This is a genomic window from Shewanella sp. Shew256 (assembly GCF_002196695.1).
GTDB lineage: Bacteria > Pseudomonadota > Gammaproteobacteria > Enterobacterales > Shewanellaceae > Shewanella > Shewanella mangrovisoli.
On sequence record NZ_NAJR01000003.1, the window covers coordinates 400466 to 415887 of the forward strand.

Annotated in this window: 13 protein-coding genes; 12 read left to right on the plus strand and 1 reads right to left on the minus strand. The window is 48.8% G+C overall.

Annotation, left to right across the window (positions count from 1 at the left end):
- The first annotated feature begins 110 nt into the window (after positions 1-110).
- The 8 genes from B5P39_RS07435 (at position 111) to B5P39_RS07470 (ending at position 7128) form a co-directional block, all read left to right on the plus strand.
- Positions 111-1088: a hypothetical protein gene (locus B5P39_RS07435; protein WP_011715975.1), complete on the plus strand. Its 978-nt coding sequence runs from the start codon at positions 111-113 to the stop codon at positions 1086-1088.
- A 15-nt stretch (positions 1089-1103) separates the two neighbouring features.
- Positions 1104-2003: a DUF350 domain-containing protein gene (locus tag B5P39_RS07440; protein WP_011623854.1), complete on the plus strand. Its 900-nt coding sequence runs from the start codon at positions 1104-1106 to the stop codon at positions 2001-2003.
- Between the two features lie 4 nt (positions 2004-2007).
- Positions 2008-3741 carry a polyamine aminopropyltransferase gene (locus tag B5P39_RS07445; protein WP_088211010.1) on the plus strand — a complete coding sequence of 578 codons (1734 nt, stop codon included), beginning with the start codon at positions 2008-2010 and terminating at the stop codon, positions 3739-3741.
- 78 nt (positions 3742-3819) lie between these two features.
- Positions 3820-4233: a YjfI family protein gene (locus B5P39_RS07450; RefSeq protein WP_007645549.1), complete on the plus strand. Its 414-nt coding sequence runs from the start codon at positions 3820-3822 to the stop codon at positions 4231-4233.
- Between the two features lie 12 nt (positions 4234-4245).
- Positions 4246-4935: a PspA/IM30 family protein gene (locus B5P39_RS07455; protein WP_011715973.1), complete on the plus strand. Its 690-nt coding sequence runs from the start codon at positions 4246-4248 to the stop codon at positions 4933-4935.
- A gap of 145 nt (positions 4936-5080) precedes the next feature.
- On the plus strand, positions 5081-5734 hold the full coding sequence (locus B5P39_RS07460; RefSeq protein ID WP_088211011.1) for a hypothetical protein: 654 nt from the start codon (positions 5081-5083) through the stop codon (positions 5732-5734).
- A 106-nt stretch (positions 5735-5840) separates the two neighbouring features.
- On the plus strand, positions 5841-6170 hold the full coding sequence (locus tag B5P39_RS07465) for a hypothetical protein (protein ID WP_011715971.1): 330 nt from the start codon (positions 5841-5843) through the stop codon (positions 6168-6170).
- Positions 6171-6303: 133 nt separating this feature from the next.
- Positions 6304-7128: an ion transporter gene (locus tag B5P39_RS07470; RefSeq protein ID WP_011715970.1), complete on the plus strand. Its 825-nt coding sequence runs from the start codon at positions 6304-6306 to the stop codon at positions 7126-7128.
- Positions 7129-7180: 52 nt separating this feature from the next.
- Here the strand turns inward: B5P39_RS07470 and B5P39_RS07475 are convergent, their stop codons facing one another.
- Complete coding sequence (locus B5P39_RS07475) at positions 7181-8692, minus strand: CYTH domain-containing protein (protein ID WP_088211142.1); 1512 nt, start codon at positions 8690-8692, stop codon at positions 7181-7183.
- Between the two features lie 231 nt (positions 8693-8923).
- Between B5P39_RS07475 and B5P39_RS07480 the strand changes: the two genes are divergently transcribed.
- The 4 genes from B5P39_RS07480 (at position 8924) to putA (ending at position 15115) form a co-directional block, all read left to right on the plus strand.
- The gene (locus tag B5P39_RS07480; protein ID WP_011623862.1) at positions 8924-9604 is read left to right on the plus strand and encodes a TIGR00153 family protein; all 681 of its coding nucleotides are present in this window, start codon (positions 8924-8926) and stop codon (positions 9602-9604) included.
- A gap of 25 nt (positions 9605-9629) precedes the next feature.
- Positions 9630-10919, plus strand: a complete 1290-nt coding sequence (locus B5P39_RS07485; RefSeq protein ID WP_086902064.1) for an inorganic phosphate transporter — start codon at positions 9630-9632, stop codon at positions 10917-10919.
- Between the two features lie 194 nt (positions 10920-11113).
- Positions 11114-11662 (plus strand): TIGR04211 family SH3 domain-containing protein, encoded by a 549-nt coding sequence (locus B5P39_RS07490; protein WP_164717988.1) that lies wholly within the window; start codon positions 11114-11116, stop codon positions 11660-11662.
- 258 nt (positions 11663-11920) lie between these two features.
- The gene (gene putA, locus B5P39_RS07495) at positions 11921-15115 is read left to right on the plus strand and encodes a bifunctional proline dehydrogenase/L-glutamate gamma-semialdehyde dehydrogenase PutA (RefSeq protein ID WP_176399878.1); all 3195 of its coding nucleotides are present in this window, start codon (positions 11921-11923) and stop codon (positions 15113-15115) included.
- Positions 15116-15422: the final 307 nt, after the last annotated feature.

Genomic DNA, 15422 nt, shown 5'->3' on the forward strand with positions numbered 1-15422 from the left:
TCTTTCTTGGCTGTTTAGGGTACTATAACCTGTGAGGCAAACATATTGGGCAAGTAGATTATTATTGTCCGCCCATATTTGAGTTTTATTTCAGCACTTTTGGAGAAAACATGGCAGGAATGCTAATGCGGGTTCTCACGTCGATACTCATTTTGGCCGCGACCTTATCGCTTACGGGTTGTGGCGATGACAGGCCAGAGAAAATAGAGAAGTATCAACAACTCACTCAGCAGCGCCTCTCGACACTCAATACCATGCTCGAGGACGGCCAAGTACGTAACGCCAATCTGCTCAAGCAATACAGCAGTTTGCTCAAACAGCAAAAGCCCGATTTCGCGCCACTCTTGGATGAATTAGCCAAGGATTCAACCGCCGAAGGGCCAATGTATACCTCGCTGAAGCGCCGCTTAGACGATGCCAAAAACTCGGCTAACTTTACCGATCTCGACCAGCAACTCGCCGAGGTTGAGAACCTTTATCAAGCGGCCGATCCCAGCCTGTATAACGACATGCTTTCCGATCCGGTGAACGTGATTGCCGATATGTCGGAGGGCAAGCTTGCCCGTGTTAATGCCATCAGCCGTGAGGCGGCGGCCCTTGCCAATAATGCCGAAGATTTTGGCCCTGGTAGCCAATTGGTGGGTAACCCGGCTTACGGTAGCTGGCAGACAGACTCGAGCGGCATGTCCTTCTGGGCTTGGTACGGCATGTATTCGATGTTTTCGAATATTTTCCACCGTCCCATTTATTACGACCGTTGGTCGGGTAACCGTGGCTACAGCTATTACAACGACGTAGGTCGCTATCGCTACACCTCGCCAAAACAAGCACAGGCGCAGGAAAAAACCTTCGAGCAGACCAAAAAACGTTTCGATTCTCAAGGGAAACGCTTCGACAGCCCCTATTCAAAATCGCGCACGGGTGCAACGGCTCTCTCCCGTGAGAGCAGCAGCGCACCTAAAACCAATACTACAGCGAATAAGTCGAGCGCGCAGTCGGGCAGTAAATTCCGCTCTAATTATTCTAAAGACAGTAGCTTCCGTAATTCCAGCAACCGCACGACCCGCAGTGTGCGCCGAGGCAAGTAAACTAAAGGATCTCCCATGACATTATTTCAGGATTTCGGTATCACACCAGAGCTAGTCACCATACTGGCAATCGACCTCACTATTGCGGTTATCTTATTGACATTAATGCGTTATTTGCAGGGCTGGAGCGTCAGAGTCAACAGCAGTAAAGAACTGGCTGAACGCGATAACTTTGCCTTTGGGATCAGTACCGCTGGCGCCGTTGCCGCGCTCGGCATAGTGCTAACGGGTGCAATCACTGGCGCCGCTGCGCCCTCGTATTTAACCGAAGCTATTGGCATGAGCGCCTACGGGTTATTTGGTTTAGTGCTGATTAAACTCGGGCGCTTTTTACACGACAAAATCGCGCTAAACGAGTTAGATAAGAACCAGCAAATCCTTAAAGGCAACGTGTCTGTCGCCATTGTGGATGCGAGCGCGGCCATCGCTACCGCGATCATTATTCGCGCCGTACTGTTATGGGCCGAGGATTTAACACTCGATACCTTTATCGCCATCTTCAGCGCCTTTGCGATTTCGCAGTTAATGCTAGTGCTACTCACCCGCCTACGCGAAAAACGCTTCGCGAGTCGTAATCAAGATTCCTCAATGCAACAAGCACTCGCCCAAGGCCACACGGCATTAGCCATTCGCCACGCAGGCTTTATGATCGCCATGGCGCTAAGCTTTAATGCCGCGAGTCATTTTATCCTGTTCAACCCAACGGCCTATGTGACTAACATCATCGGCTGGTTAGTCTTCTCCATCATCATGCTGGTCGTACTGACACTGCTACTATTTGTGATCAAAAAGCTGGTGCTGGCACGAATCGATTTAGCGGATGAAGTCGAAAGACAGCACAACATCGGTATCGCTGCCGTAGAAATGGCCATCAGTATTGCTATCGCACTTATTCTCACGGCCCTAATGGCGTAATCCAATGCACGAATCCCAAATAACTGGCTCGGCGACTCAAGCGGTAAAAACGAGTCGCCTAAGCTGGTTCGATGATGTCCTACTATTGGGCATTATGGCCGTACTCGCTGGGTGCGGCCTGATCTACGAATACCTGTTGTCCCACTACGCAGGCCGGATCTTAGGCGCGTTAGAAGCCGCCATTTACACTATGATCGGCCTGATGATCGTCTCCATGGGTCTTGGCGCCTTTGCCGCTCGCAAAATTAAAGATGCCTTTACCGGCTTTGTGGTGCTCGAACTCACGGTCGCGCTCTGTGGCTCGCTGGCGATTTTAATTACCGCAGCCGTGATAGGTTTTGGTCAGCAGCTGCCGATGCTTATCGCCTCCACCTTAGGCTTACCACCGGATCAACTGCCAGAAGGTGGCATGATTGGCTCGCTGCAGAAGCTGAGCGAACATCTGCCCTATGTCTGGGGCGTTTTGCTCGGCTTGATGATCGGGATGGAAATTCCGCTGATCGCGAGGGTGAGACAATCCCTGTCAGATGAACACTTACTGCATAACGCTGGCACCATTTATGGCGCCGACTATATTGGCGCAGGGATTGGCGCGGCCATTTGGGTCGGCTTTATGCTGGCCATCGATATTCAACTCGCCGCCGCGCTGACCGCCAGCTTTAACTTGCTCGCGGGCTTTGTGTTTATCTGGCGTTTTTGGCCCAAAATCCAAAACGCAAAATTATTGCTCGCGGGGCATTTTGTGGTCACGGGCGTATTATTGCTGCTCGCCATCCAAGGACCTAGTTGGGAGCAACAGTTCAACAATCTGCTCTATAAAGACAAAGTGGTTTACGCTAAGGCCACGCGTTTTCAACAACTCACCTTTACCGAGCGCTTACGCGGCAATGGCCTCTCTCCCGTATACTCTTTGCATATCAATGGCCGATTACAGTTTTCGAGTATCGATGAACATATCTACCATGCGTTTTTAGTTCACCCAACGCTTGCAGCCAGCGCTCGCCACAACAAGGTATTAATCATTGGTGGTGGTGATGGGTTGGGCCTAAAGCAAGTGCTGCGTTGGGAGCCTGAGCAAGTGACCTTGCTCGATCTTGATGCCGCATTGGTGCAACTCTTTAAAACGCCCGATACGGATATGCCTAAGCGTCTAAGCCAAGCCCTGTTAGCCCTCAATGGCAATGCCTTTAACGATCCTCGCGTTAACGTGATCCACGACGACGCCTTTAATGGTGTCGATAAACTGATTGCCGCAGGGGATAAATACGATGCCATTATTGTGGATCTGCCCGATCCTAGCCATCCCGATTTAAATAAGCTCTATTCGGATTATTTCTATCGCAAGCTCAAGGAACTAATGAGCAGTGATGGTGCTCTGACTGTACAGTCAACCTCACCCTATCACGCGCAAAAGGCCTTTATCTCGGTAGCCAAAACTTTGGCCTTAGCGGGATTTGACGTAAAACAGTATCACCATAACGTCCCAAGCTTTGGAGAATGGGGCTGGAGTATTGCCACCCTATCGGGAAAGGATGCCCAGCATCGCCTTGGCGAGCTGACAACACTACCGATAGCGGATGACTGGTTAACCTTAGGTTTAGTCAAAGGCGCCTTTGAATTTCCTGCCAATTTTTATCAGGACGCCGCCAGTATTAAGCCTAACGAACTCGGTTCGTTGCAGTTGTACCATTATCATCAACAGGCATGGTCCGAAACCCAAGGACTGGATCTTTTTTAACGGATAAAGATAGTGCTTGACATATTATGTCTCGGTGCTATCTTTGAACATAGACATAATATGTCAATAAGGACAAATATGAATATCCATACTCTTGCTAATCACCTCAACAGCCTTGGCAATAACAGCCAGACCGGCTTCCAATTCGATTGCTATCCAATTGATGGTGAAGTCGAAGTGTTGCAAGTGAATGTGGTCGGCCGTGAAGAAATCCCGGTATTCGTATCGGTGACGGACAACCAAATTCTCTGCATCAGCTACCTGTGGGGCGAGAACGAAGTAAACCAAGAACGTCGCAGCGAAATGTTTGAAACCATGCTCGAATTAAACATTCCAATGCCATTGTCAGCCTTTGCCAAAATTGATGACAAATACGTGGTTTACGGCGCGCTGTCTCTGCAATCTAGCATGCTCGAAATCGAGCAAGAGTTAGCAGTCTTATCCGATAACTGCTTAGAAGTTATCGATGAAATGGTCGACTATCTGAAATAAGGAGCCACAATCATGGGCATTCTGAACAAAATTTTAACAGCGTTTCGCGGTGGTGCCACCGAAGTTGGCCAAAGCATCGTAGACGCAAACTCGACTCGAATTTTCGAACAAGAAATCCGTGATGCCGAGAAACACTTAACCAACGCTAAGCGCGAACTGACCGATGTGATGGCGAAAGAAATGCAAGCCAGCCGTGAAGTTGACCGCTTAAAGCGCTCAATTGCCGAACACGAAGGCTATGCAACGCAAGCTTTAGATAAGGGCAACGAAGCCTTAGCCATTGAAGTGGCTGAGAAAATTGCTCAATTAGAACAAGAGCTAGCTGAGCAGCAAACTGCTAATGATAGCTTCAGCGCTCACGCAGTACGCCTGAAAGATTTAGTGAAAAAGACCGAGCGTCAACTGTCTGATTATCAACGTCAGTTAAGCATGGTTAAAACCACTGAAAGCGTACAAAAGGCGACGGCGACCATTACCGACTCTTTTGCCTCAAGCAACTCTAAGCTGCTGAATGCTAAAGATTCATTAGAGCGTATCAAGGCACGTCAACAACAGTTTGACGACAGACTGAAAGCCGCTGAAACCTTAGCTGAAGAAGGCAGCGATAAATCATTGCAGGCCAAATTAGCCGAAGCTGGCATAGGTGAGCAAAAATCGAATGCCAACGCCGTGCTCGAACGTATCAAGGCACGTAAAAGCTAATTCATGATTGACCAAACGCCGAGCACCGATGGGACCATCACCCCCTATTGTGCTCGGCTTTTTTGTTTTTTGTTTGAGACACGCGAATATGTCCAATCACCCATAGCGTGAGCTTTGGCATTGTGCGCACTGTTTAGGAGCGAATATGGGATTTTTTAACAGTATTTTTGGTAAAAAGGCGCCACCAGCGCGTGAACTCAACCATCCCTCTGCGCTCAAGATCGGCGATATGATCTCCATCGACAATAGTTTTGCTCTGCCGCCACAATTACGCGGTCAACAACTGAAAGTCGAAGCGGTGAATACCTATGAGTTTGAACGCAATCAGCAAACCGAGTGGGTGCTAAAAGGTCATGGTAGCGAGACTCTATTTTTGAGTCTTGAAGAAGACGATGAAACTTACCTCGCCTTCTCTATGAAAATTACCCGCGCACAGGTGGAACAGTTATTCGATTTAGAGCAATTCAGTACCCTGTTCGATGAACCAGGCCACGCCGAACTCACCACCCAAGAGCTATCGCCACAGTTAGCCGAGCAGCTCGAACAATGGCTGGGTAAGCAATACCATCAAGTGACCTTTGCGCTGTTTGGCTATTTTCACCGCGAAGACTACCGCGGCCTAAAACCGCCGCAGGATGCCAATGGTGCAACCGGCGAGCCCTTCGAATATTATTTACTGCTCGATGATGACGAAAGCCGCGCGGTAGAAGTCGAAGTGTATGAGGGTGGCGATACCGATGTGGTACTGACCTTATACCGCCCCTTGTCGGACATTCGCGACTACTGGCCCGGTCAGTAAGCTTTAGCATACGATAAAGTGCGCGACTCGCACTTTATCGCTTAAGCCATTACAATCCCAATAAATTCGCTCGAAATGTACGGTTGATAGCAACAGGTAACGCCTAATGAGTAAAACGAAACACCCTCTCCCAGAGCAATGGCAAAAGAACCAACAAGCCGCAAAAGCGACGCAAGTGGCCTTCGATCTCGATGAAAAGTTTCAATATTCTATTCGTAAAGCCGCGCTCGATGCGGGTGTCAGCCCTTCCGATCAGATCCGTACCATTTTGGGCTTAAGTGTTTCAAAACGTCCGACTCGTCCCCGCTTAACCGTCTCACTCAACGCCGAAGATTATGTACAACTCGCTGAAAAATACGGCCTTAGCGCCGATTCTCAGCTTGAGATTAAACGCCGCGTGCTCGAAGACTTAGTACGCTTTGTCGCCGAAGATTAATTGCTGTTACGCCTCTAAGCATTTAAGCGCCCGACAAACCTAAGTCGGGCGATTTATCACAAAGTTAATTTACTCATAGCGTAAACTCTTTTACCTTAGATATTCGCCTTATAACACAGGGATCATGTTAGGCATGACAGATAAAACCCCTTGGTCGCTCCGCTCTTTGGGTAATCCATCTCCCTTCGAATTCGCCATGATGCTGTTGTCGCTGCTCTCGGTCATCATAGTGTTAGTGATGACCTTTGGCCGCCTCGACAAAGAAACCTACCGGTTACTGTTTTTTATCGATACCACGATTTGCATGATTTTTATGGTTAACTTTTTCGTTGGCCTGTTTCGCGCACGCGATAAAGTATTTTATCTGCGCCATCATTGGATCGATTTTATCGCCAGTATTCCCGCCATCGAGGCACTGCGCATCGCGAGGGTGTTCCAAATTTTGCGGGTAATTCGTTTAATCCGCATGAGTCGCTCCTACCTTATTCCCTTGATAAAGCAGCGTAAACAAGCCACCCTCGCCAGTTTACTGGTCGCTATGGTGACCATTTTAACCTTCGCATCTATCATCATTCTGATTGTCGAAAGTGGTACCGAAGGCGCCAATATCCAAACCGCCGAGCAAGCCATATGGTGGGCCTTAGTGACGATTTCGACCGTGGGTTATGGCGATTTTTATCCCGTCAGCACCGCAGGGCATATTGTGGGCGGTATAGTGATAGTCAGTGGCGTAAGCTTTTTCGGGGTGATTTCGGGTTATATGGCCTCGGTATTTGTCGCCCCCGATGAAAGTGAGCGCCAAGAACGTCAGGACGCCCATAAGGCTGAGATTAAAAGCGAACTCGAAATGGCTCTTGCCAGAATGGAAGAAAACCAGCGGCAGATGGAGCAGAATCAGGCGCAGATGTTGGCCAAAATTGCCGAGTTAAAACAAGCATTAGAAGCCCAAAAGAATTAGGAAGGCATGGCCTTCCTAAACTTTATTCAATGTGGTGACGACCAATCGACCGTTACCAATAGGTTGTTTGCGTCATCGCGTTTTGTCTCGACGCCTCCATCGCAAAGAGTAAGCTTTGCTGCTTAGCCTCAAGCCAGTCGCTTAAATCGATGCCAAGGGTTTGCGCCGCCTGCGTTAATTGCTGATAACAGGCTAAGGTTCTAATCCCTAACACTAAATCCTGCCAAGGTGCCCTAAATGCATCGCGGGATTTTGCCTCATACAAAAGCCCATAGGCTTGTCCCACTTGAATGCTCTCATCGAGTAACGCTGCGCACTGCAAATAATCCTCGGCTGTCATGGTCTTATCGCTTGGCATCGCCGCTAAAACCGCCTGCCATGAGGCTTCCTGCGCATGATCAGCATGCTGGGATAATCCAAGCTCTGCGGGCAGTTCTATGTTACCCGTGCTGAGCGCCAATAGGATCTCAACAATTGCTAACTGCAATTGACCGTATTCAACTCTTTGCCAGAGTGAGTCTAACCGCCCAGAGATATCCATGGCCTCAAATTGCAGCTGTAGTTGTTGCATCAAGGCTTGACGGGCATCGTGCCGAGTGAATAAGCCTTTTTGACTGCCCAGCAAGGCCGCTAGGGCCTGTGCCTCCTCAATGAACACCAGCTGGGATTCAATCAGAGTAAAGTGCTGCATCAAAGTAGTGTTAGCGAGGCTAAACTGGCTCAGCGTCATCCGTAATAAACGGATACAGGCGCGCATCCGCCACCATAGGGCAATTACGGCTTCGTTGTCTTGTTCTTCGGCAATCATGGCTTCGAGCAACTGCCAACGCTCGAGCGCGGTTTCCAGTAAGACTTGGCAAGTAGCGGTTAAGTCCTGTTGGTGGGGCTGATGAAGATTGAGGTCCTCAGGCACGGGCAGAGGTAAAAACTCGAGTGCACTTAAGGTTAACGGTTTAGATTGCCCCGCGAGTCGATAACCGCGCTGCGCCTTACTGGCTTTACCTAAACGAACAGGAACGCTATCGGCCACTTGCGTCGCCAAGGTTAATAAGGCACTGGCATCCCCCGACAATAGCTCAAATTCGAGTTCGCAGAGGGCTTCATACTGACCATTAGCGGTAATGTCCCCCGTGTCCAAGGCAACCTCGATAAGGCTCTCTCCGAAACTCACATGCCAAGCGCGGCGATAAAAATCGGTATGAAATACGCAGCCAAGTGCCGCTTGCACTGAGGCTAAATCGGCATTCGCGGGCCAGATATTGGCGGGAAAGAGACTTAAATTTGGGCTGTCGGCTTCAATGGTGACGTTATATTCGGGACGAGAATGGATCCCGCCCACCACTTGCCCCGCCGTCTTAATGGTTTGCTCTTTGTGACCATCAAACCCGCGTACCCTTAACCCCATGTCCCATTGGCGTAATTGTAATCCGGGTGTATCAAAGTAACCGTTGCTTAAGCGGCGCTTTCCCTGCGGAGTGGCGTTTGGCTGGCTATCTAACTTATTTATCAAGGATTCTTGAAACTTAGGGAGGAAAAACAGTTTTAATTCTATCTCTGCATTCATTGCGGCACCGCTCATTTTGTCATCAAATATTCATTGATGCGTCACTTTTAGTTCATAATGTCACAAATGTGTCATAAAAATCCCGTAGGATTTGGTTTTGAAGTTGGTATATAACCCGTTAGAATAAAGCTGTGATTTTTTCTCAAAAAACACAGTTTCAATACGCGGACGCATAGGGTAACATGCGCCCGCTTTTTCCAATCATGGAACAATCTAAATAGGTAAACGGCAATGCCAGTAAACTCTATTTTGGGCGTGTTTGCAAAATCGCCAATCAAGCCTCTTCAAGAGCACATGGACAAAGTCTACGATTGCGCATCGTTACTGGTCCCCTTTTTCGAAGCCACCATCACAGGTAACTGGGATGGCGCAGTTCAACTACGCAAGCAAATCAGTTTAGCGGAAAAGCAAGGTGACTCACTCAAGCGTGAAATTCGCCTCACTCTGCCAAGCGGCTTGTTTATGCCAGTTGAGCGTACAGATCTATTGGAACTACTGACTCAACAAGACAAAATCGCTAACAAAGCAAAAGATATCTCTGGTCGTGTTATCGGCCGTCAATTATTAATCCCTCAGGTCATGCAAGTGCCATTTATTGCGTATCTACAACGTTGTATCGACGCAGTAGGTCTTGCAAAACAAGTCATTAACGAACTCGAAGATTTGCTTGAAGCAGGTTTCCGCGGTCGTGAAGTCGACTTAGTGGCTAAAATGATCAACGAACTCGATATCATCGAAGAAGATACTGACGATCTGCAAATTCAATTACGTCGTCAACTATTTGCATTGGAATCAGAATTGAATCCTGTCGATGTGATGTTCCTCTATAAAACGATTGAATGGGTCGGCGGTCTTGCAGATCTTGCCGAACGAGTCGGTTCGCGTCTTGAGCTTATGCTGGCTCGCGTTTAATAAATAAGGTTATCAAGGTATCAATATGGTTGATGCAGGTATGGAGGTGGCTAACGTCTTAGCCACTAATGGGCCGTGGCTTATTGCCATTGCGGCCGCGTTTGGTTTTCTAATGGCGTGGGGTATTGGTGCGAACGACGTGGCCAATGCAATGGGAACCTCTGTGGGTTCCAACGCGATTACTATTAAACAAGCGATTATTATCGCAATGATCTTCGAATTTGCTGGTGCTTACTTAGCCGGCGGCGAAGTAACCAGTACGATCCGTAACGGTATTATTGATTCAAGCTACTTTACCCAAACCCCTGAATTGCTGGTATACGGCATGATTGGCTCGCTGTTAGCCGCAGGGATTTGGTTAGTTGTCGCATCAGCCTTAGGCTGGCCAGTATCGACCACTCACTCAATCGTGGGTGCGATTATCGGCTTCGCGGCTGTGGGTGTTGGCACTGATTCAGTCGCTTGGGAAAAAGTAGGTGGTATCGTTGGCTCTTGGGTCATCACTCCTGCAATCTCTGGCTTTATGGCTTTCATTCTGTTCCAAAGCACGCAAAAACTGATTTTCAACACAGATAACCCACTCGCTAACGCGAAACGCTATGTGCCTTTCTACATGGCATTTGCGGGCTTTATCATGTCGTTAGTCACTATCCTTAAGGGTTTATCACACGTTGGTATTCACTTAAAAGGTGCCGAAGCATACATGCTAGCCGGTGTGATTGCGCTGATCGTGGGTATCGTGGGTAAAGTGGTGATTTCTCGTTTAAAAATGGATGAGAAAGCCACCCACAAAACCATGTATGCTAACGTTGAAAAAGTGTTTGCTATCCTGATGGTGCTCACCGCCTGTTGTATGGCGTTCGCCCACGGTTCAAACGACGTAGCTAACGCGATTGGCCCATTAGCGGCGGTTGTCTCTGTGGTAAACAGTGGCGGTCAAATTGCTTCTAAGTCTCCGTTAGTTTGGTGGATCCTGCCTTTAGGTGCCGTTGGTATCGTGATGGGTCTGGCAATCTTTGGTAAGCGCGTGATGCAAACCATTGGTAAAAACATCACTCACTTAACGCCAAGCCGTGGTTTTGCTGCCGAATTAGCCGCTGCCTCGACGGTCGTTATTGCTTCTGGTACTGGTTTACCTATCTCTACCACACAAACTTTAGTGGGTGCGGTATTAGGTGTGGGTATGGCCCGTGGTATTGCTGCAATCAATATCGGCGTAGTGCGTAATATCGTTGTGTCTTGGGTGGTCACCTTACCTGCGGGTGCAGGTCTGTCGATCATCTTCTTCTTTATGATTAAAGGTATCTTTAACTAAGAAGCCCAAGGTGACTATGGCAAGCTTGCCGTAGAAACGCACAAACACACAGGAATCGCTAGCATGGATGCGGCAAAGTTGAGGGAAGTCTATGACTTCCCTCTTGCATTGCAGGCCTCAAATCCCTAGCATGTGGTCACTATTTCGTTGATGAGAATACAAAAGTGTTAAGAATGCTGACTCTGGTGGGAATGATGTTACTCTCCCCCAACCTGCTGGCCGAAGGCCAACCCCGTTATATCTCGGACAACGTGTTTCTTTATATTCTCAATGGTCCGAGTACAGACTACCGTATCTTAGGCTCAATTGAAGCGGGTCAACCAATTACCTTATTAGGCGAAACCCAAGGCGATTACTCCAAAATTGTCGACCACAAGGGCCGTGAAGGTTGGATACCGACTAACATGATTAGCTCGGCACCCAGTTTTCGCGAGCAAGTATCGTCACTCACCAGTGAACTGGCTGAAGCCAAAGCTAAACTGGACGAAGTGATGAGCTCAACCGATAACCATGCCGATGAAGTGGCCGAGCTTAAAGCCAAGCTGACCGAAGCCGAAACTATGCTCAGCAAAACCACCCAAGAGCGTGATAGTTTGAAAGTGGCCGTGGATCGCAGCGCTCAGGAAGCACAATTTGCCCTATGGCGTGAAGGTGGACTGATCGCCGCCGCCGGTTTAGTGGTCGGGGTGATTTTGGTTTATCTGCCAAGACCGCAACGCCGTAATAAAAAGCGTTGGATGTAAATTTTTACGCGAATCCGCTGAAAGTAAAATCAAAAGCCAGTGTTTTCAAACACTGGCTTTTTTGTCAATTGAGCGTTACATCTGGCGCGTAACAAGCTAATCAAACAATCTTCACATTCTTTCACGCTATAGTGTTGTCCGTCACATTTTGGTTGTATAATCTGCGCGCGCAAAGCTTCATATTGTATACAAAATATCAAATGCGTTTCGCGCCCCCCATTTTTGTTTCAACAATAGAGCCCAAAACAACTGGCCAAGATGGAAGCGATTACTATGTTCAAAGCGAGTGAAGTGCTGGCAGGCCGCTACGATTCTGCCAATCTCGACGAACTGTTCAAAGCCGTCACCGACAACTACATTGTCGATGAAGAACAATACTTGTCAGAGCTAATCAAACTAGTGCCCTCCAGTGATGAAGCCATCGAGCGCGTCACTCGTCGTGCCCACGAACTAGTCAACAAAGTTCGTCAATTCGATAAGAAAGGTTTAATGGTTGGCATCGACGCCTTCCTGCAGCAATACAGCCTAGAAACACAGGAAGGGATTATCCTGATGTGTTTAGCCGAAGCCCTGCTGCGTATTCCCGATGCGGCCACCGCCGACGCCTTGATTGAAGATAAACTCTCAGGCGCAAAATGGGATGAACACTTAAGCAAGAGCGATTCGGTACTGGTTAACGCCTCCACTTGGGGCCTGATGCTCACTGGCAAAATCGTCAAACTCGATAAAAAAATCGATGGTACGCCAAGCAATCTGTTAAGCCGTTTAGTGAATCGTTTAGGTGAGCCTGTGATCCGCCAAGCCATGATGGCGGCGATGAAGATCATGGGTAAGCAGTTCGTTCTCGGCCGCACCATGAAAGAGGCGCTCAAGAACAGCGAAGACAAGCGTAAATTAGGTTACACCCACTCCTACGATATGCTGGGTGAAGCCGCGCTGACGCGTAAAGATGCCGAAAAATACTTTAACGATTATGCCAATGCGATTACCGAGTTAGGCGCGCAAAGCTATAACGAAAACGAATCTCCACGCCCAACCATTTCTATCAAGCTGTCGGCACTGCACCCACGTTACGAAGTCGCTAACGAAGACCGTGTACTCACCGAGCTGTATGACACAGTTATTCGCTTAATTAAGTTAGCCCGTGGCTTAAATATCGGTATTTCTATCGACGCCGAAGAAGTTGACCGCCTCGAACTGTCATTAAAACTGTTCCAAAAACTGTTTAATTCTGACGCCACTAAGGGTTGGGGCTTACTCGGTATCGTGGTGCAAGCTTACTCTAAGCGCGCCCTGCCAGTGCTGGTATGGTTAACCCGCCTAGCGAAAGAGCAAGGCGACGAAATCCCCGTTCGCTTAGTGAAAGGCGCTTATTGGGATAGCGAGCTGAAATGGGCACAACAAGCTGGCGAAGCTGCATACCCACTCTACACTCGTAAAGCCGGTACCGACGTTTCTTACTTAGCCTGTGCGCGTTACCTGTTATCTGACGCCACCCGCGGCGCGATTTACCCACAATTTGCCAGCCACAACGCGCAAACCGTTGCCGCGATTTCAGATATGGCGGGCGATCGTAACCACGAGTTCCAACGTCTACACGGCATGGGACAAGAGCTGTACGACACTATTCTGTCGGAAGCTGGCGCGAAAGCGGTACGTATCTACGCTCCAATCGGTGCCCATAAGGATCTGCTGCCCTACTTAGTGCGTCGCCTGCTGGAAAACGGTGCAAACACCTCGTTCGTACACAAGCTGGTCGACCCGAAAACCCCTATCGAGTCTTTAGTGGTTCACCCACTGAAAACCCTGACAGGCTACAAAACCCTGGCTAACAACAAAATCGTTTTACCTACCGACATCTTCGGTAGCGATCGCAAAAATTCCAAGGGACTCAATATGAACATCATTTCAGAAGCAGAGCCATTCTTCGCGGCCTTAGACAAATTCAAATCGACGCAGTGGCAAGCGGGCCCTCTGGTTAATGGTCAAACCTTAACTGGCGAGCACAAAACCGTGGTGAGCCCATTCGATACCACTCAAACCGTGGGTCAAGTGGCCTTTGCCGACAAAGCGGCTATCGAACAAGCTGTCGCCTCTGCCGATGCGGCCTTTGCAACTTGGACTCGTACTCCAGTTGAAGTGCGCGCCTCAGCCCTACAAAAGCTGGCGGATCTGTTAGAAGAAAACCGCGAAGAGCTGATCGCCCTGTGTACCCGTGAAGCGGGCAAGAGCATTCAAGACGGTATCGACGAGGTACGCGAAGCCGTAGACTTCTGTCGTTACTACGCAGTACAAGCTAAAAAGTTAATGGGACAACCAGAACTGCTCCCAGGTCCAACGGGTGAGTTAAACGAACTCTTCCTCCAAGGTCGCGGTGTGTTCGTCTGTATCAGCCCATGGAACTTCCCATTAGCCATCTTCTTAGGCCAAGTTTCGGCAGCCCTCGCTGCGGGTAACACTGTAGTTGCTAAGCCTGCTGAACAGACGTCTATCATTGGTTACCGCGCAGTGCAGTTAGCACACCAAGCGGGTATTCCAACGGACGTGCTGCAATATCTACCCGGCACAGGCGCTACCGTAGGTAACGCGCTGACGGCTGATGAGCGCATCGGCGGCGTATGTTTTACCGGTTCAACTGGCACAGCCAAACTCATCAACCGCACTCTGGCAAACCGTGAAGGCGCCATCATTCCGTTAATCGCCGAAACTGGCGGTCAAAACGCTATGGTGGTTGACTCGACTTCTCAACCAGAACAAGTGGTTAACGATGTGGTTTCTTCATCCTTCACCAGCGCAGGACAACGTTGCTCTGCATTACGTGTACTGTTCCTGCAGGAAGATATCGCAGACCGCGTTATCGATGTACTGCAAGGTGCGATGGACGAGTTAGTGATTGGTAACCCAAGCTCAGTGAAAACCGACGTAGGCCCAGTTATTGATGCGACCGCGAAGGCTAACCTTGACGCCCATATCGACCACATCAAGCAAGTGGGTAAGCTGATCAAGCAAATGTCACTGCCAGCGGGTACCGAGAATGGCCACTTTGTGTCGCCAACTGCCGTTGAAATCGACTCAATCAAAGTGCTTGAAAAAGAACACTTTGGGCCAATCCTGCACGTGATCCGTTACAAGGCATCTGAACTTGCCCATGTGATCGATGAAATCAACAGCACAGGCTTTGGCTTAACCTTAGGTATCCACAGCCGTAACGAAGGTCATGCCCTCGAAGTGGCTGACAAGGTTAACGTAGGTAACGTGTACATCAACCGCAACCAAATCGGCGCTGTGGTTGGCGTACAGCCTTTTGGCGGTCAAGGTTTATCTGGCACAGGTCCAAAAGCCGGTGGTCCACACTACTTAACTCGCTTCGTGACTGAAAAGACACGCACTAACAACATCACCGCTATCGGTGGTAATGCGACCCTGTTGTCACTGGGTGATAGCGACGCCTAAGTCCTAATGACTTATTGATAAACGAAAGCCAGACAGAGTCTGGCTTTTTTATTGGGTAATGAATGCTTATGCCTAAATTCAATTTGAGAAATGAGCTAAGGAATCAATGACTTTTACATCATTTTTAGGGGTAGCTTTTTAGATACCTGAGCATGATGGGAGTCTTCGCATTTTTCATTTGAGTTAATCAATAAAATCAAAGTCGTGGGGCTTCACCCCCTTGATTTTTAATAAAGAATCGACCAAGGAGGACTGCTCGTCCTATCCTCCTTGCTATTGTTTTCACTAGCAACCAAGACGCCACTAG

Bases quoted from the DNA above. Each gene is read 5' to 3' on its own strand.
- B5P39_RS07480 (WP_011623862.1), top strand. From the start codon at position 8,924: ATGCCAGTAAACTCTATTTTGGGCGTGTTTGCAAAATCGCCAATCAAG.
- B5P39_RS07460 (WP_088211011.1), top strand. From the start codon at position 5,081: ATGGGATTTTTTAACAGTATTTTTGGTAAAAAGGCGCCACCAGCGCGT.
- B5P39_RS07465 (WP_011715971.1), top strand. From the start codon at position 5,841: ATGAGTAAAACGAAACACCCTCTCCCAGAGCAATGGCAAAAGAACCAA.
- B5P39_RS07475 (WP_088211142.1), bottom strand. From the start codon at position 8,692: ATGAATGCAGAGATAGAATTAAAACTGTTTTTCCTCCCTAAGTTTCAA.
- putA (WP_176399878.1), top strand. From the start codon at position 11,921: ATGGAAGCGATTACTATGTTCAAAGCGAGTGAAGTGCTGGCAGGCCGC.
- B5P39_RS07485 (WP_086902064.1), top strand. From the start codon at position 9,630: ATGGTTGATGCAGGTATGGAGGTGGCTAACGTCTTAGCCACTAATGGG.
- B5P39_RS07440 (WP_011623854.1), top strand. From the start codon at position 1,104: ATGACATTATTTCAGGATTTCGGTATCACACCAGAGCTAGTCACCATA.
- B5P39_RS07470 (WP_011715970.1), top strand. From the start codon at position 6,304: ATGACAGATAAAACCCCTTGGTCGCTCCGCTCTTTGGGTAATCCATCT.
- B5P39_RS07450 (WP_007645549.1), top strand. From the start codon at position 3,820: ATGAATATCCATACTCTTGCTAATCACCTCAACAGCCTTGGCAATAAC.
- B5P39_RS07490 (WP_164717988.1), top strand. From the start codon at position 11,114: ATGTTACTCTCCCCCAACCTGCTGGCCGAAGGCCAACCCCGTTATATC.
- B5P39_RS07455 (WP_011715973.1), top strand. From the start codon at position 4,246: ATGGGCATTCTGAACAAAATTTTAACAGCGTTTCGCGGTGGTGCCACC.
- B5P39_RS07435 (WP_011715975.1), top strand. From the start codon at position 111: ATGGCAGGAATGCTAATGCGGGTTCTCACGTCGATACTCATTTTGGCC.
- B5P39_RS07445 (WP_088211010.1), top strand. From the start codon at position 2,008: ATGCACGAATCCCAAATAACTGGCTCGGCGACTCAAGCGGTAAAAACG.